This is a genomic window from Streptomyces sp. NPDC051452 (genome assembly GCF_044454765.1).
Taxonomy (GTDB): domain Bacteria; phylum Actinomycetota; class Actinomycetes; order Streptomycetales; family Streptomycetaceae; genus Streptomyces.
On record NZ_JBITEB010000001.1, the window covers coordinates 1,073,331 to 1,099,441 of the forward strand.

Below are 26,111 nucleotides of genomic sequence, written 5' to 3' on the forward strand. Positions count from 1 at the left end.
GCCCTGCGGCCGGACGACAAGGGGAACGTGAGTCAACCTGTCGGCGAACTGGCTGACCGGCCCACATCGTCGCAGCCGACACCTTCTACACCTCCCACCCCGGGCACCGAGCGGCCGAGCCGTTCCAGGTGCACGGTTCCGGGCGGCGTGGTGGGGAGGGGCCCGAAAGCCGGGCACGGGTTCGGGCCCCTCGTCTGCGTACGCGTCCACGGGGGATGACGTCCTGTACGCGTCGACGTGCCCAACGCCGACGGCGCAGAAAGGTTACGTCGCACGTGCTTGCCCTGCTGCGTGGGCCGTCCGGTGCCTGCCGCCACTGACCGGCGCGCGCCATGCAGGTAGTGGTGCGAGCGTGGAGGCACAGCTGCGGCGCGGCACCTCCGACCGCACCCGGATGCCGGGCGGCCCGCCCACTGAGTGCATCAAGGAAGCGACCGGTGGTCCGGGTGCACGGTTGTGGGTCACGCCTGAGCGTCTGTGCATGCGGCGCAGGGGCATGGCGTGGCTACATCGCTGGCAGCACGGTGCAGCCGGGCGGGCGGTCCCGCGGGCTGCGCGGGATCCGCCGGCTGGGCGGGATCCGCGGGCTGGGCAGGCGCCGCGGGCTGGGCAGGCGGCGTCGGGGAGTCGGGACCGTCGCTCCGTTCGTCCGCGTTCTCATCCTGCTGCGCGTCCAGTTGCCGGCCGACAGCGGCGCGCCAGCATCGCACCACCGGTTCTCCGAACAGCGCGTAGACACTCACCTGGGCAGTCCTGGCATCACGACGGACACCACCGCGACGATCACGGTGGCCACCGCGATGCCGAGTATCACCGCTCGCCCGTTCTCCGCTGTCGGCCGCTTCGACCCGCGTTCCCTCACAGCGACACCGTTGTGATCATCGGACTCGGGCGGGGGCCAGCAGGCCCGGAGCAAGCCCCTGAAGGGCTCCGCGTCACCATGGCGAGCGTCCACGTACTACTCAACGACGGGTTGGGTGTTTCGATGTGGTTGAACCGAGGGCGCGGGCGGCTGGCGGAGAATCAGCGGGGCCTGCGTCCGGCCGCCGCCGCAGGCAAATCAGCGGCCCTCGGCGCGCGGAGAACAAGGTGCCGAAAATCCTTTGTGGCATCACGGCTCGGGGCTCAGACTGTGCCGGTGCTGATCCGACGCGAAACGCCTGCCGATGTCCCCGCCGTGAGCACCGTCACCGCGGCGGCCTTCGCCAAGCCGGGGACTCCGGTTCCGGTGGAGGTGACCCTCCTCGACGAGCTGCGCACCTGCGACGGCTGGCTGCCGGAACTGTCGCTCGTGGCACTCAGCGACAAGGGTGAGGTAGTAGGCCATGTGGTCTGCACCCGGGGCCATGTCGGCACTGCCCCGGCCCTGGGCCTAGGCCCGCTCAGCGTGCACCCCGACCACCAGCGCCGCGGCGTCGGCCTCGCCCTCGTCCACACCGCTCTCGGCGCGGCGGATGCCCTGGGCGAGCCTTTCGTCGCCCTCCTCGGCAGCCCCGCGTACTACGGCCGCTACGGCTTCCGCACCAGCACGGACTACGGCATCACCGCGCCGGACCCCTCGTGGGGCGAGTACTTCCAAGTCCGCGCCCTGACCGCCCACGACCCCGCGCTGCGGGGCGTCTTCACGTACGCGGAGCCGTTCGAGCGGGTCTGACGGTCGTGGTGCAGAGCGTCGCCCTCGCGCAGGCGCCGGCGGGGGGCGAATCCGGCGGCAAACTTGGCGATCGTCATCTCGGCGGGCAGGTCGGGCACGTGTGCGCGCGAACAGGGCGAGAACCTTGGGGAAGGACGCCACGGAGAGGTTGAACAGTGACCACCACCCGAGCACGCCGCCGAGCGACGCTTCACCAAGGTCGAGGTCGGTGGCAGAGGCGACGCTGACGCGGCAGTGTGGAAGAAAGCGGCAGTCTGAAGGCGGCGGTGTGGAAGAAAGCTGCGCGCGTTCTCGATTCAACGCCCGTTGTGCTGCATCGCCTGCTCGCGAAGGGAGCGAATGAGCGTCATGACGTGGGGCCGGTCGCGACCGCTGATCGTGGCGACGCCGATGTGCCGGATCGGGCCCGGCGACTTGATCGGGACGGTGCATAGGCCAGGGATCTCCGGGGCGAGCGCAATGGAGGGGATCAGGGAGATGCCCATGCCCGCGGCGACAAGGGAGCGGGCGAAGAAGTAGTCGGTGGTGGTCCCGCGCACTTCGGGATCGAAGCCGGCGTGCTCGGCGTAGCGGCGCAGGTATGCCTCGGTCTTCAGACAGCCGAGGACCCAGGGTTCTGCGGCCAGTTCGGCCAGGTCGAGCGCGTCGTGGCCGGCGAGGGCGACGTCCACGGCGCCCTGCCGGACGAGGGGAAGGGTGTCCTCGGGTTCGCCCTCCCTGACGTGGACCACGGTGCGGGGATGCGCCGCCATGAGCCGGGTGAGGGCGGCGGGCAGCATGAGCCTGCCGCCACTGGTGAAAGTGGCGACGGTGAGCTGGGTGCGGCCAGTGCTGAGCTCGGCGACCTGCTGTTGCGCATGTTCGAGCTCAGCGGCGACGGATTCGGCGGCGCCCACCATGATCTGGCCGGCCCGTGTGAGGGTGACGCCTCGGGTGCTGCGTGCGACGACCTGGGCACCGAGGCTGCGTTCCAGGGCAGCCACCTGCTGGGAGACGGCCGAGGGGGTGAGACGGAGAACCGCGGCGGCCCGGTTGAAGCTGCCGTGCTCCGCCACTGTCCGCAGGATCCGGAGCCGCTGCACGTCAATCAACAGTTTTCCTTAATACGCACCAAGTAAGTCGTGACTTCTGCTGGTGACCATAGGTCTCCAGGATGTGGGCATGCAAAAGATCTGCGTCATCGGCGGAAGCCGGTACTTCGGAAAGCTCCTGCCAGGGCGCCTGCAGGCCGCCGGCCACCAGGTCACCGTGATCAACCGCGGCTCCACCCCTCCGCCTGCCGGCGTCGAGCACCTCGTCGTCGACCGCGACGACGAGGCCGCCCTGACAGCCGCACTCGACGCCCGCACCTTCGACGTCGTGGTGGACCAGATCTGCTACACCCCGGTACAGGCCGCTATCGCCGTCCGCGCCTTTGCCGGCCGCACCCGACGCTACGTCATGACCTCCACGATCGAGGTCTACGACCCCGCGACAGCCGCGCTGCCGACCGTGCCCGCGGGGATGCCCGTGCCCGAGGAGAGCGTGGACCCGGCCACCTGGCAGGTGGCCATGGACCTGCCCTGGCACGACGACGCCTACCTGGAGGCGCACTACGCAGAGGGCAAGCGGCAGGCCGAGGCCGTCCTCGCCCACTCCGGCAGCTTCGCCTTCGCCACGGTGCGCAGCGCCCATGTGCTGGGCGGCGGCGCGCAGGAGTTCACCGGCAGGCTGGCGCACTATGCCGGGCGCATCACCCGAGGCGAGGAGATCACTGTGCACGAGAAGGCGCTGCCCACGGTCTTCATCCACTACGAGGAACTGGCGGAGCTGCTGCTCTGGGCGGCCGTGGCCGACTTCACCGGCCCGGTCAACGCCTGCTCCGACGGCCCGCTCGATGTACACGGCCTCGCTGAGATCGTCGCCACGCAGGCAGGCCGGGAGGCCGTCTACCGGACCGTCCCGGCGGGCGAGGAGGCTTCGCCCTTCTCCTTCGACCGCCACTACGCCATGAGCAACGCCCGCGCGAAGGCGCTGGGCTTCGCCTTCTCCCGCACCACCGACTGGCTGCCCGGCGCCGTCGCCGAAGCCCTCGCTCCCACTGCGTAAGGAACAAGACCACCATGCAGTACCGAACCATCGGCCAGACCCCCGTCAGCGCCATCGGCCTGGGTGCGATGCCGCTGTCCATCGAGCACCGCCCGGACGAGACACGGGCCATGGCCACCGTCCACGCGGCCCTCGACGCCGGTGTCACCCTTATCGACACCGCCGACAGCTACCACTGGCACGCCGGCGAAGCGGGCCACAACGAGCTGCTGATCGCCCGCGCCCTGGCCCGCTACGGCGGCGACACCTCCCATGTCCTGGTGGCTACCAAGGGAGGCCGCGGTCGCCCCGGCGACGGCAGCTGGACCGTCAACGCCACCGCCGCCCACCTCAAGCAAGCCGCTGAAGCCTCCGCCAAGCGTCTGGGCGTCGACGCGATCGGCCTGTACCAGCTGCACAAGCCGGACCCGGCCGTGCCCTGGGCGGAATCCATCGGCGCGCTGCGCGAGCTGCTCGACGCCGGCACCATCCGCGCCGCCGGCATCTCCAACGTCACCACCGCCCAGATCCGCCAGGCGCATCAGATCCTCGGCGACGGGCTCGTCTCCGTACAGAACCAGTACTCGCCCACCATCCGCGACAGCGAGCCCGAGCTGCGGCTGAGTGAACAGCTGGGGCTGGCCTTCCTGCCCTGGAGCCCACTCGGCGGAATTTCCCGCAGCTCCCTCGACGGCCCCTCAGGCCCCACCTCCATCGGCACCGCCTTTCACCGCATCGCCGCCGAACGCGGCGTCAGCCCACAGCAGATCGCCCTGGCCTGGCTGCTCGCCCGCTCCCCGGCGATGATCCCGGTACCGGGAGCCAGCCGCCCCGCCTCCATCACCGACTCCGCCGAGGCCGTGGAACTCACCCTCAGCACGCAGGAACTGGTGGAACTCGAGGACGTTCTGCCGGGCTGAGCTGGGTGGCGGGTCGATTGCCGACCTTGACCGCGTTCGACCGTGCCCAGCGGCCCGCCGCTGCCCGGGCACCATTGCCGAGGAGCCCTTACCGAACCAGCGTGGGCGAAGAGGCTGACGGACGAGGAACGGCGGACCTGCCTGCCATGCCGTTCGCCCTTGGCCCAAGCACGGATCGGGCGGCCGACCGCGCTGGCCTCCGGGGAAGAGCCGGGGAGAGTCCGTGCGATCGAGGACGGCATGGCCGCAGCGACCCTCGAGCCGAGGAACAGCGGCGCCTCTGCGCAGGATGGCATTCTGAAACGATCAGTTACAGGCTGACGACGACGAGGGCGGTGTCGTCTGTGACGCCTTGGGCGGGGATGAGGCTGTTGATCACCGCGTCGGCGAGTGCTTCGGGATCGGTGAGTTCCCGGTGGCGGGTCAGGGCGTCGGCGAGTTGGCTGAGGCCGGTGTCGATGTCCTGGTGTCGGCGTTCGATGAGGCCGTCGGTGTAGAGCAGGAGGGTGTCGCCGTCGGTGAACGCGGTGGTGGCTTCGGGCCGGGGGCTTGGCTCGAAGGCGGCGTCCAGCGGCGGGTCGGTCGCCTGGTCCAGGAACTCAACGGTGCCGTCGCCGCGGAGGAGGACCGGGGGAGGGTGGCCGGCGCTGGAGTAGATGATGAGGTGGCGGGTGAAGTCGATGAAGGCGGTCACCGCGGTGGTGGATTCGGCGCCGGTCAACGAGTGCGCGTACCGGCCGAGGACTTCGAGGGCCTGCGCGGGACCGGCTGCGACGCGGGACGTGGCGGACAGGGCGCTGCGGAGCTGGCCCATGACGCCTGCGGCCTCCAGACCGTGGCCGACGACGTCTCCGACGGCGACGGCGATCTTGTCGCCGTCGTGGAGCTGGACGAGGTCGTACCAGTCGCCGCAGACGTTGAGGGAGCCGACCGCGGGCCGGTAGCGGACGGCCACCCGGTGATGGCCGACCGGGGCCGGGACGGGGAGCATGGCGCGTTGCAGCGCGAGGGCGACCTCCCGCTCACGGGCGTGGGCGCGGCGCAGGCGTTCGTTGACTTCGTGCAGCTGCCGCATCCGGCTGAAGAGCTCGGCCTCGAGCTGGCGGGAGCCGTCCGGCCGGCTGGTGGCGCGCAGGAGTTCGGTGACTTCCTCGACGCGGTGGATCAGCAGGGCGACGTGGCCGTCGGGTGCGAAGACAGGCGCGTTGACCGGGCTCCAGTAGCGCTCCTCCCACTGGCCCGGACGCTGAGCCGACTCCACGTCGTAGCGCTGCAAGTCCATCGTGTCGATCTCGCGGTTCGCCAGCACCGCGCGCAGGGACGCCTCCAGGTTGCGGGGGCCGGTGGCTGACGGGTTCCGCGGGTTGTCGGGGAAGACGTCGAAGAGGTAGCGGCCCACCACCTGCTCGCGGCTGCGCCCGGCCTGCCGTAGAAACGCGATGTTGGCGTCGGCGAAGACCAGATCTGGGGTCAGCAGAGCGACCGCACCGGGCAGCGCTTGGAAGACGGCCGCGTAGTCGATAGCCATTGACGCAGAATAAGGATAAAGGGTGCGAAGGGGTCCTACCGGCGCCTTTGAAACTTCGCCCGACACCGGGCACGGGACCGGCCGTCCACGCCCCGCTCCTGTCCTGCCTGGCTTCCTGGCCGCTTCCTGGGCGGTGAAGAGGCGGGCGGCGCGTTGTGGGGGCAGCGCGCGAGGGTGAGGTGGCGTACGTGGGCATCGTCGGTGCTGCCGGGGTCGTCGGTGTAGCCGGATCGGCCCTGGACGTCGATCAGCATGCCGCCGGTGGTGGCCGTGGCCTGTTCGGGGCCTCTAAGGCCGAAATCCGTCTTGCTGACCTGCTGTTGTGGACGATCAGGTAATTACCCGGCCGCGTCGTCACGTAGTTCCCCACCCTTTCTGTGGCGAGGTGTGAGGGGTCACCGTCGACTGGTCAGTGGCCTCTGGCAGACTCCGAGCCATGGGAATGTTCAAGCGGGCCAATGAGGCGGAGAGTGCTGGTCAGGCCGGGGAGCGAGCCGACTTGAGCGTCCTGATGCTCCAGGGTGAAGACATGATCGAAGAGTTGGGTCGTGCCCACATGTCCTGGGGGCTGGGTTCAGCGGATCGCTGGGATCTGGACCAGACGACCGGCACCATCACCTGGACCTTCCCTGACAAGACGGCGACGGCACCCGCGCAGATCCTCGGCAGTTTCAGCCCCGGCTCGGGCTCGTGGCTGTGGGCCTGGGCCAACAAGAGCATCCTCCCCGACATGAGCCGTGACGCCCGCAGCTTCCGGGACTGGGCAGAAGACAACGGGCATCCCGCTCTCGCCCAACCGCAGATCGCGGCCGATGAGAAGGCCGCTGGAACGCTGGTGGCCTTGGCTGTTCGGGTCACCGAGGCGACCGGCTACTACCGGGGTTCGGGACGCAACTCCGCCGTGATCATCACGTTCGGTCCGGTCACTCTGACCGCCGCCGACGGCAGCGTCTCCAGCTTCGACATCAATATCGACTAGCGCCGGAGAGCTGGGCCGAGCTCGGCGCCTGGGCCTCAGTGCTCAATACGCCGAGCGGAAGAGTCCTGCGATCAGCTGTCCTTCGCGGGCGCCGTTCCGCCTTGTCGGTGGGGTTCCTGGGGCGCTTGTTGGGGCGGTAGCCGGGGCCGCGTTCAGCATGACCTGGTGGCTGGTGTTGATGAGCTGTCCAGGAGCGATTCAGCGACGACGGGGTTGGGGAACAGCGGATACTAAATGCTGGGTGCCCGGTTGCTGGTGATGACCAGGGAACGTCCCTACCGCTCGTTGACCAGCTCGTAGAGGTCGTCGGCCTGGGCGGCGGTCACCTGGCGCATGGCGAAGTCGTTGAGGATCAGAACGTCGGGGCGGATCAGCTCGCGCATACGCGTGTCCCAGGTGCGGTCCGCGTGGCCGTCGGCGAGCTCGGCCACGATCAGGCTGTCTTGGCGAAGCGGACGTTGGCACCCTGACGAACGGCGAGGTGCCCCAGGGCCCGCAGTCCGAGGATGCCCTCGGTGGCGCGGAGCCGGTAGAGCACGTTGGCCTCCAGCAGTTGGCCGACGACCTCCCGGCAGCGGTCCTGGACCTCGGATGCCTGGGTCCGGCACCAGAGCGGGGTCTTCGTCTGGAACGCGATCTTCTCCGGCGGGTAGTCGCCTCGGCCAGTACGTCTTCCCTGTCCCAGGGCCGCGTGAGTCTTGACCAACTGTCACTCGTGGAAGACCTGGACCACGGTGGAGCGGACGTCGACGCGGCGACCGATCAGCTTCCAAGGCACCGAGTAGAGCGTGCGGTCGACCTTGACGTGGATGTCCGGGCGGACCGTGGCGGTGGACCAGCGGGCCGGCGCGAAGGGCTTGTCCGGCAGTGGTAGCAGGCCGGGGCCCCGACCGCGTCGAACACCGCCAGCGGGGCGGCCGCGCCCAGGGGCCTGCACTGAGGCCTGCCGGCGATCTACCTGTCCCAGAAAGGGCCTCAGCCTGCACAATGGGCCGCCGCTGGAGACTGGGGCGCCTACGACGCTCAGGTCAGCCGCCGGAACTCGAGAGCCTGACCCATCACGCTGTCAGACCCCGCTGACATGCTGCTCTTCATGACGCAGGCAAGCACGCCCGACCTCGCACAGATCACCACCACCCACGAGATCACTCCCGAACTCCGACGCCAGCTGATCGACTGCTGGATCGCGGTCACCAACTCGGGAGGCGCCGCCGGATTCCCCTTCCCACCCGTCCAAGACGACGATGTCGCGCCCGTCACGGACAAGCTCCTCGGCCGTCTCCATCCGCAACACTGCCGACTCATCACCGCCAGGTTCGACGCCGCTCTCGCCGGATGGGTCGTCCTCAACTGTGATCCCCACCGGCTCGTCGGGCACTGGGGCACGGTCAACCACCTGCAGACGCACCCCGAATTCCGTGACCGCGGCGTCGGCTCCGCCCTCATGCGTGAGCTGCGGAAGATCGCCCGCGACGACTTGGGGCTCGAACAGCTCCATCTCGCGGCACGGGGAGAAGAGGGGCTGGAGGACTTCTACAGCCGACTCGGATGGCGTGAGATCGGCCGCTGGCCGGGGGCCCTCCGCCTCGCGCCCGACGACACCCGGGACGAGGTCCTGATGCTTCTCGATCCTCTCTGACTTCTCGATCCTCGGAGGCATTCCGAGAGCTCCAATGCCGAGCACACCATCACATGTCAAGAAGTCCCACGTCGAAGACGCCTGGGTTCACCTGTGGTCCGGCCGACCGCTGACCGTCCGTCTCGAGGACCTCGACATCATCCTGCGAGGTGCTGGAGTGCACAACCGCCGACCTGCTCGTCCCGGAGAAGCGGGGCGACCGTCAGTCCACCCCGGTGGGCGAGGCGGAGAAACAGGTCGTCTGTGGCTCCCCGATCAGTCACCTTGCTGGCGGCCGTGGCCTCGCGCCGGCACCCGCGGCCCGCTTGTAGACTCCTGCTCGTGTGCAGCATGGCGTCGGCCTCGTCCTTCGGCCCAGCCGGTCAAGTAGGTGCCGTCCTCGCGAAGAAGGTCGAAGACCACGTAGTGCGCCGGGCACTGCCGTGCCGCTTCAGCCGCCGTAACCCCGCGGCCAGCGAGGCGTTGCTGTAGCCACTCGAACGCCAGCCGGTCTGACTCCCATACGACTAACTTGCCGTACAGGCCTGTGTCCTGTGTCCTGTGTCCCGTGTCTGCTGGCGGTTGCGTGAGGCCGCCGCCCGGAGCTCGGGGAACGAGCCGGTCATGTCCGTGTCCTGCCGGAATCACAGCAGCAGCCGCCCGTCCCCGTCCGCATGCACGGCGAGCTGGGCGGCGTAGCCGTCCCACATCGGTTCCGCTGCCCACCCGGCAGGTGGATCAGGCGATAGCGTCCTCGACGACGCATCCGAGGTCGCGGGTGCCCCCACAGACTCGCAGACTCGGTACAGGCCGGTGAGCTGCACTGACAGCGGATCTGCGTGATGGGGGCCGTCAGGCATAGCCTGGAAAAGAGCGGCACCGGGGCGGGCGGACCCTCTCGATGCATCCCCTTGACCCCGGGGGCGCAAAACAGGGAGGAAGAGTCATGCCCTGGAATCTGAACGGCACGTACCTGGAGAGCTGCAACTGTGACGTGGTCTGCCCCTGCACCACCTCGGGCCTCACCGCACCGGCCGACCACGAGCGCTGCCAGGTGACTTTCGCGTTCCACGTGGACAGCGGCACCGTGGACCACGTAGATGTCTCCGGCCGCAGCGTGGCCGTCTTCATCGACGGGCCACGGGTGATGGCCGAGGGCGGCTGGCAGGTGGCGCTGTACGTCGACGCTTCAGCCGACGACAGCCAGGCGGAGGCGCTGGGCAAGGTGTTCTCGGGCCAGGTGGGCGGGCCGATGGCGGGGCTCGCTCCGCTCATCGGCGACGTCCTGGGCGTGCAGCGCGTCCCCATCGAATACCGCGACGACGGGCGTCGCCACGCCGCGCGGGTGGGTGAGGCGATCGACATCGAGATCGAGGACCAGGTCGCCCCGCAGTTCGGCGAGGACGGTCCGGTGATGGGCCTGACAGGCATGTTCCACCCGGTGAACAGCACACTGACGATCGCCCGGTCCACCCGGGCGACGGGCGACGGCGTGTACGGCCGGTCCTGGGACTTCACTGGCGGCAACGGACACTCGGCGCCCTTCACGTGGTCCGGATGACCGGTGGGCCGGTCGCCGTCCGCATCCGGGTGGCCCCCGCCGGGCTGCTGCTGGTCGTGGCGGCCGCCGCCTGGGTCTGGATGGTGACGCGCTGGGGCGTCATGCCGGCGATGCCAGGCACCATGGGCCTGGGCCTGGCCGCTTTCCTGGCCGCGTGGACGCTGATGATGACTGCGATGATGCTGCCCGCCACGGCACCCGTCGCCGCCTTGTACGCACGCACCATCACCGTGCACCGGGCATCGCGCATGGTCGTTTTCACGGTCGCCTACCTGCTCGTCTGGGCCGCAGCCGGACTAGCGGCGTACGCGCTGGCTGTCGGCCTTGGCCAGGCGGCGCGCCTCCCCCCGGCGGCGGGGACAGCAGTGGCCGCGGCCGTGTTCGCAGTCAGCGGCGTCTACCAGCTCACGCCTCTCAAAGACCGTTGTCTGGCGAGGTGCCGTTCGCCGATCGGCCTGATGCTGCGCTACGCCTCGTACCCGGGGGCTTCGCGCGATCTGCGTGCCGGAGCCCACCACGGGGCCGTCTGCCTGGGCTGCTGCTGGTCGCTGATGGTGCTGCTGGCGTCGTTCGGCGTGATGAACGTGTGGGCCATGGTGGTCCTGACCGCCGTGATCACCGCTGAGAAACTCGCTCCGGTCGGTCGCCTGGTGGCCCGCGCCGTGGGGATCGCCTCGATCGTCCTGGCCATCGCCGTCTTCTGGGTCCCGGCGCTGGCTCCGGGGCTCACCGGCGGTGACATGGGCGGGATGTGAGGACGGGCCCCGCCCTGGACGAGGGTGACCCCCTACGGGGGGTACGCCCATGCCGCGTAGACCGCGAGGTGGAGCACGAGCGCCCGGGCCGCGCCGGTCCGCGGGATCACTGGTCAGTCCACGGAGTCTCCTCGGTTGCACGGGTCTGGGGGCGATGTCTGACAGTGCCGGCCGGCCGCCGACGGAACCGCTCACGGATACGTCGTCCCGGGACGCGTACCTGAAGGTTGACCATGGAAGGCCGTGACCTGGGCGGCGAATGCTTTGGCGGGCTGGAAGAGGCTGGAAGAGGAAGGCGTGCCCGGTGTCCGCCCCCGGGAAGAAGATGAATACCAGGCCGTCCCCTCTGACCTCGGGCTTGGCCATGGTGGCCCGCACCTTCGGGTTCGGGTCCGGGGCGCCGGGCACCGTGCCGCCGGGGTTCGCGGCGGCCACGACCAGCCTACGGACCCGGTCGGGCAGCGCCCGGGTGATGTGCTGGGCTACGGCGCCGCCCAGCGTCCAGCCGATTAGGGTCGACCTGCGTTGGCCGAGGACTTCGGGGACTAGGACCGGACGCCCTTGGGATGATCGACACGGTGCCGGACCCACGACACGCCGCCACCCGCAGGCCAGGTCGTCCAGGTGTAGACCGAGTACCTCGCAGGGCCATAGGCCGCCGTGGAGCAGCAGCACGATCGCCTTGTCGAACAAGCACGCGAAGTTGCGAGAGCAGCAGCTGGCCCTGGTCTGGCCGAGAGGGCGCGGCACCCGCTGCACGCTCTTGACACGCACGGCCCGCCGGACGGGGCGCCGCCGACTGGGGCCCACGAACGGACCATCCTGATAGGACACGCACTGCGGCGCGGGGTCCGGCCACTCCTCGATCGGGTTGGCTCGCTCCGGCAGCGCGGCCAGGATCACGTACTCGAAGGGACGGTGCGGATCGTGGACGAGCCGGCCGGGAAGTGGGGCTTCCTCACCACCCACGCCCGCGCGCTGCTCGTCATCGCTCGCGCCCCTGGCAGCCACCGGCGCGTCATGGCCTGAATCTCCTTCCGTGTCAGGGCGCTGTTTTGTGGAAGGCTCGGTAGGAGGCCGGTCCAGGCGAGACGAGAGAGGGAGAACAGGGTGGCGGATTGGGGTCGGTTCGCGCAGCAGATGGCATCGATGGCGCGGGATCTGCTGACGCAGGATTCGGTGGCCGCCACACTGGAGCGGATCAGCGCTTCGGCCACCGAGCTGGTCGACGGCTGTGAGGCGAGCGGAATCCTCGTGCTGCACGGGAGGAAGGTGAAGACCCTCGCCCCCACGCATCAGCTGGTCATCGACAGCGACCGGCTTCAGGAACGCCTGGGGGAAGGACCGTGCTTCGACGTCGCCCACAGCCCGCACGGGGACCGGGTCTTGCGCATCGCCGACCTCACCGCCGAGCAGGACCGCTGGCCCGCCTATGCCCGCCAGGCCCGCGAGCTCGGGGTGGGCAGCATGATGGGCTTCCTGCTGTTCACCGAGGACGAGAACCTCGGCGCTCTGAACCTCTACTCCAGCGAACCCGGCGCGTTCACCGCCACCAGCGAGATGGCCGGCCTGCTGCTTGCCTCCCACGCCGCGGTCGCCTTCTCCAGCGCCCGCACTCACGCCCAGATGGAGGAGGCCGTCGCCACCCGCCACACCATCGGCGAAGCCATGGGCATCCTCATGGGCGCCCGCCACCTCACCGAAGACCAAGCCTTCGATGTCCTGCGTCGCTACTCCCAGGAGAAGAACATCAAACTCCGCGAGGTCGCCCGCCTCATCTGCGAACAAGGAACACCCTGACCTACGGCCAGGAACGGCTTCTCCAGCTCGCGGGCCGCACGGGGAACGCCACGGAGCCAGCCCCCGAGACACACGCTGCTGCTCGGCCATGTCCTACCGCCGACAGTACGAACAGACACTGACACTGCTGGCGCAGCGGGCCTGGTGGAATCGAACTCATCGAACCGCAGGTCAGCTGTCATTCCAGGATGGTGAGGTCGGCGGCGCCCCGCGCCACTCGATCAGAAGGACGGTGGCGTCATCGCTGGTGTGCCCGCCACGTTCCCGCTTCAAGGTGTGGGAAAGCCACAGTGCGCCCGCCCGGATCCCTTCTTCAGCGCGTACGCGCTCGACTGCGTTGACACAGCGGATGAGCCGTTGTTCACCAAACAGCTCTCCCTCGGCATCCCGCTCCTCGATCACCCCGTCGGTGTAGCACAGCACCCGGTCACCGCGCTGCAGGTGGTGCTCGCTGATCATGGGGTGTTCACCGCCCAGCCCGATGGGGAGTGTGGTGGGGCCCTCCAACTGCCGGGCGACCTCATGATTGCGGATCAATAGCGGCGCGGGATGGCCGGCGTTGACCAACTGCAGGCGGCCGGTGGTGGTGTCCAGGTCCATCAACTGCGCGGTGACGAAGTGATCGGGCCCGAACTGCTGGGCGATGGCCCGGTCCATGAACGCGTACTTCTCGGCCAGGGTGATGCCCGCGCGTCTGGCATGCCGGTAGGCGCCGACCGCGACGGTCGCCATCGTGGCGGCGTCCAGACCGTGGCCCATCGCATCGAACACGGCCACATGGAGGATGTCGTCGTTGAGGGCATAGTCGAAGCTGTCGCCGGCGATGCTGTAGGCGGGCTCGACGGCCCCGGACACCGCGACCTGCGGCACCGACATCGTCAGCGGCGGCAGCAGCGACCACTGCATCTCCGCGGCCACACTCATCGGCTCACGGCGTCGGGCCTGGAAGAACCGGTCGGTGTAATCGTGCTTGGTGACCACGATCTCGGCGACCAGACCGGCAAGCCTGCGCAGCAGCCGCCGGTCGTCATCGTCGACGCTCGCCAGAGTAAGAGCCATCACGCCCACCTCGTCGCTGCCGTCCAGCAACGGCAGGTACATCCGTACCCCGTCGGGCTGCGGGACCTCGACAGCAGTGGCACGCAGGAACGCCGTACCCGCCGGGGAGTCGGTGATCAATGCGGGCTCACCGACCACCAGTCCCCGGCCCGGCAACGGCACCAGCAACTCCTGCGCATAGTCCTGCAAAAGGACCGAGACATCGCGGCCACCGATCCTGGCCACTTCCTCCGCGATCATCGGAGCGATCAACTGTGGCGGCATCTCGTGCGCCCGGTCCAGCAGCAGCCCCAGCAGCCGCTCCCCGAACCCCTCAGACCGGTCCACCCTGCCGCTTCCCGGTCGTGGCTCACCTTCTGTCACGACCGCCCTCTCATGGCCTCCGGCCGCTTGTCGATCACCGTTGTGAGGCGTCCATGGACATCTCGCCCCAGAAGCGTGCGCACCAACGATCATGGCGCGCAGGGACCTGGTCCAGCACCCAGAGAGCCTCACATCTCTGAGCGAATCACCCTAAGGGGCGCAATGCGGATCGCAGGCAGGTTCTTAGGCGGCATTTTAATCTGTATTGCCTGAATATAGGCGGACTCCTGAGGCGTGGGATTGCGGTGGGGAAGAGATAGCGGGGGTGTGGTCGGGCCTTTGTGCTCGGCCGGGTGACAAGTGGGGCGGGACGTGGCTTGTTCCTGTCTCATCCGAATTCGGGACCTGCCGGCTTCGGTCGGCGTACGGTGCAGGTGGCCACCGGCCGTGCCCTCGGCGAGCGTTCGCTGCAGCACGCCGGCTGGGCCGGTGCGGCCGAGCACGTCGAGGGCGTCCGGGGTCGTGGTCGCGGCGGGCGGCGGCCGCCTCGTCCAGATTCGAGGTCACCTCGCCGACGGCGGTGCGACGCGGACCGTGCGCCTCGACGGTGCCGCGTACCAGCAGCAGCCCGGAGTGGAACGCGGCGTGTGCCACATGCTCGTGGAAGTCCTCGAAGAACGCGATGCCGACCAGGCTGGGCCCGTCCTCCAGCGTGCAGAAGATGATCCGCCTACCGGACGGGATCGGCGCCAGCGCCGAGCCTGTCGCGGCTGGGCATTTCCGGCAGCCCCCTCGGTCCGGCGGTCATCGGCTCGCCGCCCAGCGGCAGCTGCCCGTCGGTGGCGGTGCGGTTGCGGGACTGCCAGTGCAGTTCGGTGGCCTGCAGGAGCAGCATTCGCCGGACCAGGCCGGGGGAGAGGGCGTCGAGAGCGCCGATGCGGATCAGGCGCTGGACGAGCGGCAGGGACGGGCGGCCACGCAGCCACAGATCCTGCAGGCCGGCGTAGGGCTGGCCCATCTGCTCGAACACCTCGCCCGGAACGGGGACCTCTGCGGGTCCCGAGCGGGGGCCGTCCGCAACTGGGCGCAGGTGGAATGCCGCCGCTGACTGGGTGCCCTGAAGCCTGCCGCCGGCCGTCACCCAGCTGTTCCCGTCGGTGAGCGACAAGGCCGCGGCCGCCGTCCTGCTGATCTGCCACGAGGGCTGGAACCTGTCGGTCCTTCAGAAGCCAAATCGAGCACCGGGGCTACCGCGTCCACGGCTTCCCAATGACTCGGGCGGAGCTTCTTCGCTTCCATCGCCATCTGCCTTCCCGGCGGGGCAACGAGTGGTGCTTGCCGGACTTGCCGACAAACAGGGCTGCTTCCGCCTGCCACCGGTCCTTTGCGACCGGACTGCAGACCCGGCACCGGGAGGCCGGGATCAAGCACACGGGGCTGGAATGTGTCCTGCATGTGTGCTGCCGTTTGCAGTGGGGGCGTCAGGGCATCCGGTTTTCATGGATCACCGTGCGATAGTGCGTACCGCCTCGGAAAGCGGTGACTCCAGCCCTGTGCTGATCGTGTTCCTGTGTCTGTTCCTGATCATGGGCTTGGTCCAGGTCATCCGGCCTCAGCTGCTGTGGCGGCTGAACAGCCGTATGCAGCGGGGCTGGGTGAAAAACCCTGAGGGGACCGAGCCCACCAGCAAGGGGTATGCCATGCAGCGGGTGACTGGGGTGCTAATCCTGGCAGTCGCCACTTGGATGCTGATCCAGCAGATCTGATCCAGGGCCAGGCGCACAGGCGGGCCCCCAACGCTGGACAAGGACAGCGTGAGTCGCATCGTGATAGCGGCCGTCCTGGTCCTGCTGTGGTCTTGTCTACTGACAGCCAACTGGTCCGCACGCCGCAAGTAAGGAGAGTCATGACGCATAAGAGCGAGAACGACCACGGCAACCGGTTCTGCAAGGCCTGTGGCACGCCCGCCGAGGACGGGAAGCTGTGCAACCATTGCGGCGCCGTCCTGGACCTTCCGGATGATGCAGGGCTGGTCGAAGACCAAGGTGGGGCGGTGCGACGCGACTTCGAGGACCGCACCCGGCAGAAGGAGCAAAGCTGAGCGGAACAGCAAAAGGCGAACTGCGTCTGCCGAACGGCGTATGTGGGGGTACACGGGCCGGCATGGCATCCAAGACTGATCGCGTCATGTCCCTGCGGGCCGTCCGGCAGCTACGCCGGGTCCGCGCCTTCTACGCCGTGGGCGCCCTGGTGTGGGCGGCATCAACAGCGTGGACGGGCTGGCAGTCTCCCGGTGGCCGGCAGATGTGGGTGTCCGCCCTCCTCCTGGCCATCTTCACCGGCCTCCTCCTCACGGCGTCCCTGTGGCTCCAGCGCCTGGCAGCACGCGCGGCCGTTCCTGCGCACCACGCCGCACCACGACGGCCGACCGGGTCACGCCACGCGCATGCCTGACTTACCGCTGGGGCACGGCCCGAACATCCCCGCTCTTCCCGGCGTCTGCAATGGCGGTGGCCGGGCATACGGGCTTCATCCCCTTGTGAGAGGAGCTCGTGATGCTTGGCATAGTCGCGGCGGTGCTGTTCTTCGTTGCGTTTCTGATCAACGCGGCCGACATCAGTACCAATGCTGCGTTCTCGTCGACGAACGTCATGTTGCTGGGGCTGACGGCTCTGGCTTTGCATGTGGCCGGAGTGGGCGCCGGCTGGGCCCGCAGACGCTGACCCCCCTGCCTTTCTTCCGGTGACAGGCCGTCACCGGAAGAAAGGCAGACCCATGAACCGCACAGCCCTCCTTGTAACTGGCCCTTCCCGACAGGTTCCATAGGGCTGAAGACCTGGCAGGGGGACTGTCGGGCGGGAAAGCGCGGCGGACGGAGCGTCTAACGGCGTTAGCCTCGAAGAATGATTACTTGTGTGGTGGAGTACGTGATCGATCCGGCGAAGATCGAGCCGTTCGAGAGGTTCGGGCGCCGCTGGATGGAGCTGGTTGACCTGCACGGTGGCACGCACCACGGTTACTTCCTGCCCGCAGAGGGCGCCAGCGACAAGGCAATCGCTTTGTTCAGCTTCCCCAGCCTTGCCGCGTACGAGGAGTATCGAGCGCTCTTCGGTAAGGACCCCGAGTTCATCGAAGCAGACCACATCAGGGATGAGAGTGGCTGCGTACTGCGCTACGAACGAACCTTCATGCGCCCGCTACTCCCCACCCCTCCCAGCCGGCCAGGCCCACGCTAGCGGGCCTCGACGGTTCTGCAGGCGCAGCCGGAAGGACCGTCAGGCGGGGGAGCACAGCGGACCCGTCGGCCCAAACCGGAGATCCCGCCGACCGGCTGCAGGCCGCGCTCGACACCGGCAGCTTCACTCTGGAGGAGCAGCTCGCCCAGCTCCTTCGGAGCGAGTGAGATGCTGCCCGGCCGCCCTCGCATCCGTGGCCACGCCCAGCCGCTGAGCATGTACTACGGCGACCTGGTCGGCGTCGAGCCCGATCCGCGGTGGTGCAGACCCGACAGCTGGTCGCGGCCATCCGTCTCACGCGGCGCGCTTCCCCGACGACGAGTGGGCCCAACTCGCCTCCGCTCACCTCACCGGCGTCCGCGCCACCCTCGCCCACTGCCGAGTAGCTCTCCGAAGGCCTTCACCGATGCCGTCGCCGTCGACTGCCGGCCGGCGCCGCTACCCGTCCGACACCACGATCCGGGAGTGGGCGCTGATTGAACCCTCTCTGTCCTACCGTCGATGGCGTTTCGGCGGCTGCTGGTAAACGATTGGCGTCTTCGTGGACAAGCCCAATAGCTTGTGCGCTCGTGACCGATGATCAGAAGAGGCCTCCGAATCGCCACGACCTGGGCCGAGTGTTCAACGAGGTGCCGGAGCTCTACGACCGGGTTCGGCCGGGATATCCCGAGGACCTGTTCGCGGACCTTGTTGCCATCACCGGCTTGGACGAAGGGTCGTCGGTGCTGGAGGTGGGCTGCGGTACCGGTCAGGCGACGCGTTCGCTGGTAGCGCTCGGATGTTCAGTGACTGCCGTCGAGCCGGGCGCGGACATGGCCGCACTCGCTCGCCGGCGGCTCGCCTCCTTCCGCAACGTCGATGTCGAGAGGTCGACGTTCGAGGAGTGGGACGACCGCGGTCGACGCTTCGATGTTCTCGTGGCTGCGTCATCGTGGCACTGGGTCGACCCGTCGACCGGCTGGCAGCGAGCGCACGACGTACTTTCTCCCGGAGGTTGGATGGCGCTGCTCGGTCACGTCGTTGTCCGCCGGCCGGGAGAACCGGAGGTGTACGCAGAGACCGCCGATCTGCACGAGCGGTTCTGCCCCGGGAACCCCGGCTGGGGTCATCCACCGCTGGAGGACGAGGTGCGCACCACCAACGAGGGTTGGGGCCTGGTCGACGATCCCGGAGGCTTGTTCGGTCCGACGATCGTGCGGTGGTATGCAACCGTTCAGTGGTTCAACGGGGACGGTTTCGCCGATCACCTTCGCTCATTGTCCCTGTATCGCAGGCTGGACCCGGATCTCCGTGAGCCTCTGCTCGACGCCATCGCCGAGCGCATCCGCACGCGAATGGGCGACCAAGTGCCACGCCGTTATCTGAGCGTCCTGCGTGTCGGACGGCGTGCCAAGTGAGGCAGTGACCTTTTCCGCACTACGAGATGCGGCCCGCGATCTCGCGGAAGGTCGGGATCCCGAGGTTGATGGTCGTAGCCCGATGCCGGCGGTCGTCGAGCTGAGAGAGTTCGCGAAAGACACATCGCCGTCGACACCCTCGGCCTGCCCGTAATGATCACCGTCAGCCCCCCAGCACCGCCGACCGTAAACTCCTTTGGCGTCTGTGCGCCTGATGCAACCCCAGATCACCCACGTCTGGGCCGTCCCCACCCTCGTCACCCTGATGACCGGCAGGCTCATCCGGCTGTGACTCCGCCGGTGCTCTCTCTAGCGCCTGCTGGAGGGCATCGTCCGTCTCACCACTGTGATCGTCAGCCTCCCCGCCGACGCCACCGCAGAACACCAACGGTGCTGCCAAGGGCCACGGACAGCGAGCCGCCCATCATCAGCACTCGCCCGCAGGTCAGCAAACTCGTGCTGGGGAATTGGCAAGCAGGCCCGCCTGGCCCCGAACGCATGGGGAACTTCAGGGCTCTGTCCGCAGTTTCGTGAGGCCCCGAGACGTGGCTGGATGTGGGGTCTGCCCTACCTCGTGCCCGGGGGCTTGTAGGAGTGCCTGAGGCCAGCCGTGCATGATCCCCTGTTCGCACGTGAACTGTGCGAGAGAGGTGGATGTGAAGTCTCGGATCGGATACGCCGCGTGGGTTGCAGGTGTGGCGCAGTTCTTTGTGGCTCACGTAATCGCCGAATCGGCTTGGGCCAGACCATATAGTTGGGCGCGGAACAACATCAGCGACTTAGGTAACGCGCACTGCGCCATGCAGCCGGAACCCGAACCCCGCTATATCTGCTCGCCCGAACACGGCCTGATGAACGTTTCGTTCATCACTTTGGGGACGCTCCTCGCCGTCGGTGTCTTCTTCACCGGCGCTGTGTGGCGCAGAGGCGCGAGCCCGCTCGTGGCCCGGTGGCTGCTGGCCTGCGCCGGCATGGGATTCGTGATCGCCGGGTTGGCGCCTGCGGACGTCCACGAGAACCAGCATGTCCTGGGTGCGCTGCTTATCATGGCAATGGGTAACATCGGTCTTGTGCTAGCGGGCGTTGGACTGGCGGACGATGTCCCGGGTCCGCTGCGCTGGGCGACCAGCCTGCTAGGGGTAACGGCGCTCATAGCCTTTGGGCTCTTCCTCTCCCACCGCTATCTCGGACTCGGGATGGGTGGCATGGAGCGGGTAGCGGTATTTCCCCTCTTGGTATGGGCATTGGTAACCGGAGTCCGTGGCCTGTTCCACCAGGCGACTCGCATGCGGATGCAGGATGCGCCGCCGTAAAGACATGGCGTGCAGGCCTCTCACGGCTGATGCTGCTTCGTGCGGTCGGACGGCCGCCGAGTTCGATCGCGAACGACCGCAGCCAGCCTGTCAGGCCGGTGCTGGAGGGGCGGTGCCGCTCGGACAGGCCCGGCACCTGCTCGACGAATGTCTTGCGGGAACAGCTCTTCCGGTCACAGAAGTACCGGCGGACCCGCAGCCGGACCATGACCCTGCGAGACGCCAACGGCGATTCATGCAGAGTGCGTTGGTACGTGCTGTGCACGCGGCGGTCCTGCTTGCGGCAGTTCGGGCACCGGCCGGCCGAGCGGTGGACACCGCCTCCACCACAAGGACGTCGGTGGAGTCACTGACGCGTTCCACCCGCACATCGATCCCGGGAAACAGCACAGCCTCGCCCGTCTTGCTCGACATGCCGGCACATACTCTGCCGAAACGATCCCTCGCTCACTCTGTTGACCTGGGGATTCACGCGACTGTGGACAGAGCCAACTTCAGCGAGCCGCACCATCCCGCACGAACGCAACGCCGCCAGCCTGCCGCCAGGGCAGTGGCCGGTTCGCTGAGCACCGGAATGGTTGCAGGGTGTGCAACAGACTGCGGCCGCCCCCGTCACGCAGCGCCTGCCCGCGGCGGACGGGGCCGGGGTCAGGACAGGTCCGGTACGCAGCCGAACCAGTTCACCACGTGGCCGTCCTTGGTGTAGCCGAGGCATCTCATGGTCTTGTCGTGGAGGGTGCTGGTGCCGGCCAGGGACTCCTCCAGGTAGTCGTTCCTGTGGCGCGGCTGGACGAGGGTGTCGACGTCGATGACGTACCAGCGGTGCTTCTGGTCCGGGACGTCGCAAGCGCGGGCGGTGACGTTGCGGCTGGGGCCCTCGCTCCATATCGGGCGCTCGGCGCGGTCGCAGTGGGCTCGTGAGGATGCGGCGGCGGTGCCGGCGCCGGTGCCGAGCAGGGCCGTGGCGCCCGTGGCCAGCGCCGCGGCAGCGCCGAGCAGGCGGTATGCGGTGCGGTTCGTCAAGGGGTCCTCCTGGTGGGTGGGGCCTGACGTGAGCCTCACACGCTCTGCGGCGGCCGTCCTGGCGGGCGGGGAGCCGGTCCCACGTCCCGGTGACGAGCGTGGTGCCAATGCAGCAGCGGGAGTGCTACGGGTCACACGCCGCCGTGTGTCATCCTCGCCGTCCCCGCCTCAAGGAGGTGCACGCAGTCAACCACCGGCGAGCACACCATGAACGCTCGGCTCGATCTCCACACCGATCTCGTCGCCGCCAAGCTCTTCAAGCACTTCAACGCCGCCGGGAGGGTGCTCGCGGAGTCCGCGTTGCCCGCGGCCACGCAGGAGCTGGTGAAGCTCCGGGCCAGCCAGATCAAAGGGCGCGGGTTCTGCACCGACATGCACACCAAGGGCGGCGCGCACCACGGGGAGACGCAGACCCGGCTGAATCTGGTCGCCGCCTGGCGGGAGGCCACCGTGTTCAGTGACGCCGAGCGGGCCGCATTGGAGCTGACGGAGCAGGAATCATCGAGCTGATCAACGCCTACAACCGCGCGAACGTCATCGTCCGGAAGCCCGCGAAGGCGCTCCGCCAGGCCTGCCCTGGCTCCGTCCCGGCAATGGGCCCTCCATGCGCCCTCCATGCACCGTTGCGCGGACCTCGACCCTCGGCCGCGGTGGTGAGCCCCGCCGCGGGGGTCCAGGATGGACACAGCGGCGGATCACACGCGGGTCCAGCGGATCACCGCGGAGCGCGCCTGGCGTACCCGTGCTCGCAGACCGGTCCATACGCAGGGGCGTCGGAGCGAGGAAGGCTGCGATGACTACAGAGGCTGAACTGCTCAATTCCGAAGATCAAAGGCTTGAGGAGCTGTTTCGCAAGAGCCCGGCTGGTGAGATCCCCAGGGGTCCGACGGAGGGTCTGGCGGTCTTCCCCGTGGCGGGTCGGACCGGAGCGAGGCTGCTCGCCAGTCTGGTGAACCTGACCGCGTGGCGGGGCAAGGTCTTCAGCCCGGACGGTTACCTCAGTAACCGGCTCACCGCGCTGGACATCCTGTCCATCGTTGCCACGGTCGGGCCTGGCCCGAGTCGCCTGGACGACCAGGAGTGCATCGTCATCGACTACTCCCACACGTCCTTGGTGTTCGGGGGCGTGCGCGACGAGCTCCGACAGGTCGGCCCGGGCCTGTACCTGGGCCTGATCTGGCTGGCCGGCCGGAAGATCGGATGGTTCACGTTGCGTGACCCCGAGAACGCGGAAAGCGCGGAGAACAGCAGAGCATAGGACCGGCCGCGCCGGAACCCCGGTGCCCTCATCGCCGCCGTTCCGAGCGCCCCGCCTCGACAGGGCGTCCCTCTCGCGAACACGCAGTGAGACCGTTCAATGCGTCGCGTCGGGCGGTCGGTCCGCGCGCGAGGGCTCAGCATCATGCCGACATCACCAGAGGACCCGATCGTGCCTCCCCCTATGAAGTGCCCCCGCGGAGCCGCGCCCCACACGTCACGCGTCATGGCACCGGCCAAGCTCTCCTGGCACCGGCCGGTCACTGTCCTGGCGGCATCGGCCACCATGGCATTGGCCCTGATGGGACTACCTGCCGCCGCACCCCCCAGCACGCCGCCGACGCTGCACGGCACAGTCACCAGCGCGGGAAAACCACTACCTCACGCCGACGTCACTCTCTTCACCGGAGACCGCCTAGGCGTCCGGAAGCTGGGCCGCGCCACGACCAACGCCAAAGGAGCCTTCCAGATCCGGTCCACCCGGCCCGCGGGCTCGGTGCTGTACGTCGACGCCGCGCCCCACGGCGACCGGTCGTTGCGTCTGCGTTCCATCGTGGGAATCGGCCCCGGCGGCGGCGTGCCACAACGCCGGGAATCCGTTGTCACGGTCAATGAATTCACCACGGTCGCCGCCACCTACGCACTGGCCCAGTTCACCGACCAGCACGGCATCACCGGGCCCAGCCCCGGCCTGGAGAACGCCGCGGCCACCTCCTACAACCTCGCCGACCCGGCCTCGGGACGGCCCGGCAAGGTCGTCACCGACAAGAACAATGGCACCAAGAATGAGACCCTGGCCACCCTAGCCACCCTGGCCAACCTCGTCTCCCTCTGCGCGCCGGGAGCGGACACCGGACGGTGCCAGGACATGCTGGGTCTGGCAACACCGCAGCACGGGACCACTCCCGCCGACACGACACAAGCCGTGCTCAACCTGGCCCACAACCCGCGACTGGCCACCGGCAAGCTGTACGCCTTGGCCGGCCGAGCGCACACCTACACCCCTGCGCTGACGGCGGCACCGGAAGCCTGGGTCCTGGCCCTGCACTACACGCCACCCGATGTCTACGCCCCCGGCCGGATGGCCATCGACGCCAAGGGCAACGTCTGGGCCTCCAACAACTGGCTGCCCGGAACACGAAACCCCAGCCCCTACGTCACCGTGCAGGACCCGGTGGGCAACCCCACGCTGAACAGCCCCATCAGCGGCGGCGGCATGAAGGCGGGCGCCTGGGGCATCGCCATCGACCACGACGGCTCCATATGGGTGCCCAGCTACGGCGGCGATGCCATGGCGAAGTACTCGTCGACCGGAAAGCCGCTGTCACCCGACACAGGATTCAAGAACGGCGACCTGAACCACCCCCAGGGCACCGCAGTCGACCAGAAGGGCAACATCTGGATCGCCAACTTCTACGGTCTGAAAGGCAATCGCGGCCAGGGGAGCGTAATTGTCTACCCGCACGGGGACCCCTCAAAGGCGATCACCATCAAGGGCGGCGGCCTCGACCACCCGTTCTCCATCCAGATCGACGGCTACGGCCGGGCCTGGGTCACCAACGCCCGCCTCAACGGGGCAAAGCTCCTGGACACACGCGTATCCAAGGGCCACGTCGGCGGAAGCGTCACCGTGATCGGCCCCGACTTCAAGCCGACCTCGTTCTCCCCGATCAAGGACAACTCACTCGACTGGCCCCTCGGCCTGGCCGTCGACTCCAAGAACAACGTCTGGGTGCCCGACTTCGTCAGCAACTCGGTCACCGAAATCGGGCCGAGCGGCAAGATCACAGGCGTGTTCAAACTGCCAACCGCCGTCGGACCATGGTCCGTTGCCATCGACGGATCCGACCGCGTATGGGTCGCCGGCTTCGGCGCCCCCTCCGTCTCCGTCCTGTGCGGCGTGAACACCAGCGCCTGTCCACCCGGCTCCTCCACCGGCTCGCTGCTGACGCCGCCCCATGGCTATCGCAGCAACTCCATCCAGCACCTCACCGCCATCCAACTAGACCAGTCCGGCAACGTCTGGCTTGCCGACAACTGGTCCAAACTCGCTCCGCCCACCGGCGGTGACGGTCTGGTCGAACTCATCGGAGTCGCCACACCTGTCTGCACACCCCTGACCCCGGTACCCTCCCGCCCGGCAACGACCAGCGCAACCGCCTGCCGCTCCCGGAGTTGATTGCCGAGTTCGTCGCCGATACCGCCGTCGTCGCCGGATGCGGCGGTGGCCAACCGCTGGGCGAGGGAGATCGTTGCCCGGATCCCCTCCCTGGACGGGTGGTCGGTCGACGCCGATGCCGGGTTCGACGATCCACTCCGGTGCGGTCGGCTTCGTACGGCGGCCGCGCTCCTGCTCGGCCTGCCGCTGCGTGATCGACGCGATTTTGCGGTCGGTGCGTGCCAACCACATCACGTGCCGCACCCACAGCAGCCGTTCTCGGTCCGGCGGGAAGCCATCGAACATACCGTCGGCAGCGCCGGGCGGCGCTGAGCGCGGTGCGCGTGCATGACGTCTCCCTCCCCACGAGCGGATACGTGAGCGAGCCCGGACCGTGTCGGTCCGGGCGCGACTGAGCACTTGAGTTGGTGAGTTGAGTGCTTCAGCTGGCGGCGGCAGGCGCGACGCCGGTCAGCTCCGTGCTCGCCTCCCACAGCCGACGCGCCGTTTCGGCGTCCTCGAGCTGAGCCCACAGCCGTTCGCGGTGCGGCCGACCTCGCAGTCCGAAGACGCGCGGGCCCCACAGTTCACCCCCGGCGATCCGGGGGTCGAGTACCGCCCGGACCGCGGGCCGGGCACCCGCGTGCTTGCCCTGGAGAACAAGTGCGGCGGCCGCCCCGCGCAGCGCCGTCCCGGCCTTCCGGATATGGACCGGCGGCCGTGACGGGGTGAGCGAGTCCAGCGCACCGCCTGGATGGACCACCACGCTCGACACCGTGCTGCCCGCGGCCCGCAGCCGGCGGTCGAGCTCCAGGCCGAAGTACATCTGGGCCAGCTTCGACCGGCCGTAGGTGCGCTTGGCCCGATAGTCGGCCCGGGACTGCAGATCGTCCAGGTCGAGCCGCTCGGACTTGGCGGCGAAGCTGCCGACGGTCACGATGCGGGCGCTCGGCGCGGCCTCCAACAGCGGTAGCAGCCAGTGGGTGAGCGCGAAGTGCCCGAGGTGGTTCGTACCGAAGTGCACCTCATTGCCGTCCCGTGTCTCCCTCCGCTCCGGCCCTTCGCGGAGGACGCCGGCGTTGTGGACCACCGCGTCGAGGCGCTTTACCTCCAGGGACTCCGCGGTTCTCCGCAGCGAGCCGAGGTCGGCGAGGTCCAGGCCCACCGAACGCACCCGCGCACCGGGCACCCGCGCACGGATCGCGTCCATGGCCGCCTCGGCCCGCTCGGCACTCCGGCTGCCCAGCACCACCGTGGCCCCGGTACCGGCCAGCTGCTCGGCGGTGAAATACCCGATACCTGCGTTGCCGCCGGTGACCAGATACACGCGGTCAGCGGCGGAAGGGATCTGAGACATGGCGGAACTCCCGTGAGGTGCTACGGCGGCTCCCGGCGGAGCAACCCGGCGCCCACGCTGCCACTGGTCTCCGACATATCACCGACAACCGTCCGACAGGGCGGAACCGGCCGCGCGTTCATGCGC

General features: G+C 68.6%; 25 protein-coding genes and 4 pseudogenes. 18 read left to right on the forward strand and 11 right to left on the reverse strand.

Annotation, left to right across the window (positions count from 1 at the left end; all coding sequences use genetic code 11):
- Positions 1-1,138 precede the first annotated feature (1,138 nt).
- Positions 1,139-1,654, forward strand: a complete 516-nt coding sequence (locus tag ACIBA9_RS04505; RefSeq protein WP_399359820.1) for a GNAT family N-acetyltransferase — start codon at positions 1,139-1,141, stop codon at positions 1,652-1,654.
- Positions 1,655-1,950: 296 nt separating this feature from the next.
- Here the strand turns inward: ACIBA9_RS04505 and ACIBA9_RS04510 are convergent, their stop codons facing one another.
- Entirely contained in the window at positions 1,951-2,745 is a 795-nt protein-coding gene (locus ACIBA9_RS04510; RefSeq protein ID WP_399359821.1) for a LysR family transcriptional regulator, read from the reverse strand.
- A gap of 70 nt (positions 2,746-2,815) precedes the next feature.
- Between ACIBA9_RS04510 and ACIBA9_RS04515 the strand changes: the two genes are divergently transcribed.
- The gene (locus ACIBA9_RS04515) at positions 2,816-3,742 is read left to right on the forward strand and encodes an NAD-dependent epimerase/dehydratase family protein (protein WP_399359822.1); all 927 of its coding nucleotides are present in this window, start codon (positions 2,816-2,818) and stop codon (positions 3,740-3,742) included.
- A 14-nt stretch (positions 3,743-3,756) separates the two neighbouring features.
- Positions 3,757-4,641, forward strand: a complete 885-nt coding sequence (locus tag ACIBA9_RS04520) for an aldo/keto reductase (RefSeq protein ID WP_399359823.1) — start codon at positions 3,757-3,759, stop codon at positions 4,639-4,641.
- A 310-nt stretch (positions 4,642-4,951) separates the two neighbouring features.
- Here ACIBA9_RS04520 and ACIBA9_RS04525 read toward each other — a convergent pair whose 3' ends face one another.
- Together ACIBA9_RS04525 and ACIBA9_RS04530 are read right to left on the reverse strand one after the other, a co-directional pair.
- Entirely contained in the window at positions 4,952-6,169 is a 1,218-nt protein-coding gene (locus ACIBA9_RS04525) for a PP2C family protein-serine/threonine phosphatase (RefSeq protein WP_399359824.1), read from the reverse strand.
- A gap of 120 nt (positions 6,170-6,289) precedes the next feature.
- Positions 6,290-6,447, reverse strand: a pseudogene (locus ACIBA9_RS04530) (XRE family transcriptional regulator); the annotation flags it as partial.
- A gap of 158 nt (positions 6,448-6,605) precedes the next feature.
- On the opposite strand from ACIBA9_RS04530, the gene ACIBA9_RS04535 reads away from it, so the two are divergent.
- Positions 6,606-7,148: a DUF6882 domain-containing protein gene (locus ACIBA9_RS04535; RefSeq protein ID WP_399359825.1), complete on the forward strand. Its 543-nt coding sequence runs from the start codon at positions 6,606-6,608 to the stop codon at positions 7,146-7,148.
- Positions 7,149-7,423: 275 nt separating this feature from the next.
- Here ACIBA9_RS04535 and ACIBA9_RS04540 read toward each other — a convergent pair whose 3' ends face one another.
- Genes ACIBA9_RS04540 through ACIBA9_RS04550 form a run of 3 tightly spaced genes read right to left on the reverse strand, consistent with a single transcriptional unit; the run spans position 7,424 to position 8,085 of the window.
- Positions 7,424-7,579, reverse strand: a complete 156-nt coding sequence (locus ACIBA9_RS04540) for a hypothetical protein (RefSeq protein WP_399359826.1) — start codon at positions 7,577-7,579, stop codon at positions 7,424-7,426.
- 2 nt (positions 7,580-7,581) lie between these two features.
- Entirely contained in the window at positions 7,582-7,854 is a 273-nt protein-coding gene (locus ACIBA9_RS04545) for a hypothetical protein (protein ID WP_399359827.1), read from the reverse strand.
- A 3-nt stretch (positions 7,855-7,857) separates the two neighbouring features.
- Positions 7,858-8,085 (reverse strand): Mu transposase domain-containing protein, encoded by a 228-nt coding sequence (locus ACIBA9_RS04550; RefSeq protein ID WP_399359828.1) that lies wholly within the window; start codon positions 8,083-8,085, stop codon positions 7,858-7,860.
- A gap of 156 nt (positions 8,086-8,241) precedes the next feature.
- Here ACIBA9_RS04550 and ACIBA9_RS04555 point away from each other — a divergent pair, with 156 nt between their 5' ends.
- From ACIBA9_RS04555 to ACIBA9_RS04570, 4 genes are all read left to right on the forward strand, one after another.
- On the forward strand, positions 8,242-8,787 hold the full coding sequence (locus tag ACIBA9_RS04555; RefSeq protein WP_399359829.1) for a GNAT family N-acetyltransferase: 546 nt from the start codon (positions 8,242-8,244) through the stop codon (positions 8,785-8,787).
- A 925-nt stretch (positions 8,788-9,712) separates the two neighbouring features.
- The gene (locus tag ACIBA9_RS04560) at positions 9,713-10,327 is read left to right on the forward strand and encodes a DUF1326 domain-containing protein (protein WP_399359830.1); all 615 of its coding nucleotides are present in this window, start codon (positions 9,713-9,715) and stop codon (positions 10,325-10,327) included.
- A complete protein-coding gene (locus ACIBA9_RS04565; protein WP_399359831.1) occupies positions 10,324-11,082 on the forward strand; it encodes a DUF2182 domain-containing protein in 759 nt (252 codons plus the stop codon). Before ACIBA9_RS04560 ends, ACIBA9_RS04565 begins: the two co-directional genes overlap by 4 nt.
- Before the next feature lie 1,140 nt (positions 11,083-12,222).
- On the forward strand, positions 12,223-12,882 hold the full coding sequence (locus ACIBA9_RS04570) for a GAF and ANTAR domain-containing protein (protein ID WP_399360015.1): 660 nt from the start codon (positions 12,223-12,225) through the stop codon (positions 12,880-12,882).
- Between the two features lie 171 nt (positions 12,883-13,053).
- On the opposite strand, the gene ACIBA9_RS04575 is transcribed toward ACIBA9_RS04570, so the two are convergent.
- Together ACIBA9_RS04575 and ACIBA9_RS04580 are read right to left on the reverse strand one after the other, a co-directional pair.
- Entirely contained in the window at positions 13,054-14,304 is a 1,251-nt protein-coding gene (locus ACIBA9_RS04575) for a PP2C family protein-serine/threonine phosphatase (RefSeq protein WP_399359832.1), read from the reverse strand.
- 368 nt (positions 14,305-14,672) lie between these two features.
- Positions 14,673-15,259: pseudogene (locus ACIBA9_RS04580) on the reverse strand (DNA polymerase III subunit alpha); the annotation flags it as partial.
- A gap of 502 nt (positions 15,260-15,761) precedes the next feature.
- Between ACIBA9_RS04580 and ACIBA9_RS04585 the strand changes: the two are divergent.
- The 7 genes from ACIBA9_RS04585 to ACIBA9_RS04615 all read left to right on the forward strand — a co-directional run bounded on the left by ACIBA9_RS04585 (position 15,762) and on the right by ACIBA9_RS04615 (position 20,190).
- Positions 15,762-16,010 (forward strand): DUF6199 family natural product biosynthesis protein, encoded by a 249-nt coding sequence (locus ACIBA9_RS04585; protein ID WP_399359833.1) that lies wholly within the window; start codon positions 15,762-15,764, stop codon positions 16,008-16,010.
- Between the two features lie 140 nt (positions 16,011-16,150).
- The gene (locus tag ACIBA9_RS04590) at positions 16,151-16,345 is read left to right on the forward strand and encodes a zinc ribbon domain-containing protein (RefSeq protein WP_399359834.1); all 195 of its coding nucleotides are present in this window, start codon (positions 16,151-16,153) and stop codon (positions 16,343-16,345) included.
- Between the two features lie 62 nt (positions 16,346-16,407).
- A complete protein-coding gene (locus ACIBA9_RS04595) occupies positions 16,408-16,698 on the forward strand; it encodes a hypothetical protein (RefSeq protein ID WP_393903456.1) in 291 nt (96 codons plus the stop codon).
- Positions 16,699-16,799: 101 nt separating this feature from the next.
- Positions 16,800-16,967: a hypothetical protein gene (locus tag ACIBA9_RS04600; RefSeq protein WP_399359835.1), complete on the forward strand. Its 168-nt coding sequence runs from the start codon at positions 16,800-16,802 to the stop codon at positions 16,965-16,967.
- Positions 16,968-17,147: 180 nt separating this feature from the next.
- Positions 17,148-17,480, forward strand: coding sequence for an NIPSNAP family protein (locus tag ACIBA9_RS04605; RefSeq protein ID WP_399359836.1), 333 nt, complete (start codon positions 17,148-17,150; stop codon positions 17,478-17,480).
- Between the two features lie 569 nt (positions 17,481-18,049).
- Entirely contained in the window at positions 18,050-18,877 is an 828-nt protein-coding gene (locus tag ACIBA9_RS04610; RefSeq protein ID WP_399359837.1) for a class I SAM-dependent methyltransferase, read from the forward strand.
- A 614-nt stretch (positions 18,878-19,491) separates the two neighbouring features.
- Positions 19,492-20,190: a DUF998 domain-containing protein gene (locus ACIBA9_RS04615; protein ID WP_399359838.1), complete on the forward strand. Its 699-nt coding sequence runs from the start codon at positions 19,492-19,494 to the stop codon at positions 20,188-20,190.
- 184 nt (positions 20,191-20,374) lie between these two features.
- Here ACIBA9_RS04615 and ACIBA9_RS04620 read toward each other — a convergent pair.
- Positions 20,375-20,479, reverse strand: a pseudogene (locus tag ACIBA9_RS04620) (hypothetical protein); the annotation flags it as partial.
- Positions 20,480-20,838: 359 nt separating this feature from the next.
- Entirely contained in the window at positions 20,839-21,213 is a 375-nt protein-coding gene (locus ACIBA9_RS04625) for a hypothetical protein (protein WP_362165650.1), read from the reverse strand.
- Between the two features lie 207 nt (positions 21,214-21,420).
- On the opposite strand from ACIBA9_RS04625, the pseudogene ACIBA9_RS04630 reads away from it, so the two are divergent.
- The 3 genes and pseudogenes from ACIBA9_RS04630 to ACIBA9_RS04640 form a co-directional block, all read left to right on the forward strand.
- Positions 21,421-21,767: pseudogene (locus tag ACIBA9_RS04630) on the forward strand (carboxymuconolactone decarboxylase family protein); the annotation flags it as partial.
- Positions 21,768-22,006: 239 nt separating this feature from the next.
- Positions 22,007-22,471: a hypothetical protein gene (locus ACIBA9_RS04635; protein WP_399359839.1), complete on the forward strand. Its 465-nt coding sequence runs from the start codon at positions 22,007-22,009 to the stop codon at positions 22,469-22,471.
- 225 nt (positions 22,472-22,696) lie between these two features.
- A complete protein-coding gene (locus ACIBA9_RS04640; RefSeq protein WP_399359840.1) occupies positions 22,697-24,649 on the forward strand; it encodes a hypothetical protein in 1,953 nt (650 codons plus the stop codon).
- A gap of 421 nt (positions 24,650-25,070) precedes the next feature.
- On the opposite strand, the gene ACIBA9_RS04645 is transcribed toward ACIBA9_RS04640, so the two are convergent.
- A complete protein-coding gene (locus ACIBA9_RS04645) occupies positions 25,071-25,985 on the reverse strand; it encodes an SDR family NAD(P)-dependent oxidoreductase (RefSeq protein WP_399359841.1) in 915 nt (304 codons plus the stop codon).
- Positions 25,986-26,111: the final 126 nt, after the last annotated feature.

Bases quoted from the DNA above. Each gene is read 5' to 3' on its own strand.
- ACIBA9_RS04515 (WP_399359822.1), top strand. From the start codon at position 2,816: ATGCAAAAGATCTGCGTCATCGGCGGAAGCCGGTACTTCGGAAAGCTC.
- ACIBA9_RS04520 (WP_399359823.1), top strand. From the start codon at position 3,757: ATGCAGTACCGAACCATCGGCCAGACCCCCGTCAGCGCCATCGGCCTG.
- ACIBA9_RS04525 (WP_399359824.1), bottom strand. From the start codon at position 6,169: ATGGCTATCGACTACGCGGCCGTCTTCCAAGCGCTGCCCGGTGCGGTC.
- ACIBA9_RS04535 (WP_399359825.1), top strand. From the start codon at position 6,606: ATGGGAATGTTCAAGCGGGCCAATGAGGCGGAGAGTGCTGGTCAGGCC.
- ACIBA9_RS04555 (WP_399359829.1), top strand. From the start codon at position 8,242: ATGACGCAGGCAAGCACGCCCGACCTCGCACAGATCACCACCACCCAC.
- ACIBA9_RS04560 (WP_399359830.1), top strand. From the start codon at position 9,713: ATGCCCTGGAATCTGAACGGCACGTACCTGGAGAGCTGCAACTGTGAC.
- ACIBA9_RS04565 (WP_399359831.1), top strand. From the start codon at position 10,324: ATGACCGGTGGGCCGGTCGCCGTCCGCATCCGGGTGGCCCCCGCCGGG.
- ACIBA9_RS04570 (WP_399360015.1), top strand. From the start codon at position 12,223: ATGGCATCGATGGCGCGGGATCTGCTGACGCAGGATTCGGTGGCCGCC.
- ACIBA9_RS04590 (WP_399359834.1), top strand. From the start codon at position 16,151: ATGACGCATAAGAGCGAGAACGACCACGGCAACCGGTTCTGCAAGGCC.
- ACIBA9_RS04595 (WP_393903456.1), top strand. From the start codon at position 16,408: ATGGCATCCAAGACTGATCGCGTCATGTCCCTGCGGGCCGTCCGGCAG.
- ACIBA9_RS04600 (WP_399359835.1), top strand. From the start codon at position 16,800: ATGCTTGGCATAGTCGCGGCGGTGCTGTTCTTCGTTGCGTTTCTGATC.
- ACIBA9_RS04605 (WP_399359836.1), top strand. From the start codon at position 17,148: ATGATTACTTGTGTGGTGGAGTACGTGATCGATCCGGCGAAGATCGAG.
- ACIBA9_RS04615 (WP_399359838.1), top strand. From the start codon at position 19,492: ATGATCCCCTGTTCGCACGTGAACTGTGCGAGAGAGGTGGATGTGAAG.
- ACIBA9_RS04635 (WP_399359839.1), top strand. From the start codon at position 22,007: ATGACTACAGAGGCTGAACTGCTCAATTCCGAAGATCAAAGGCTTGAG.
- ACIBA9_RS04640 (WP_399359840.1), top strand. From the start codon at position 22,697: ATGGCACCGGCCAAGCTCTCCTGGCACCGGCCGGTCACTGTCCTGGCG.
- ACIBA9_RS04645 (WP_399359841.1), bottom strand. From the start codon at position 25,985: ATGTCTCAGATCCCTTCCGCCGCTGACCGCGTGTATCTGGTCACCGGC.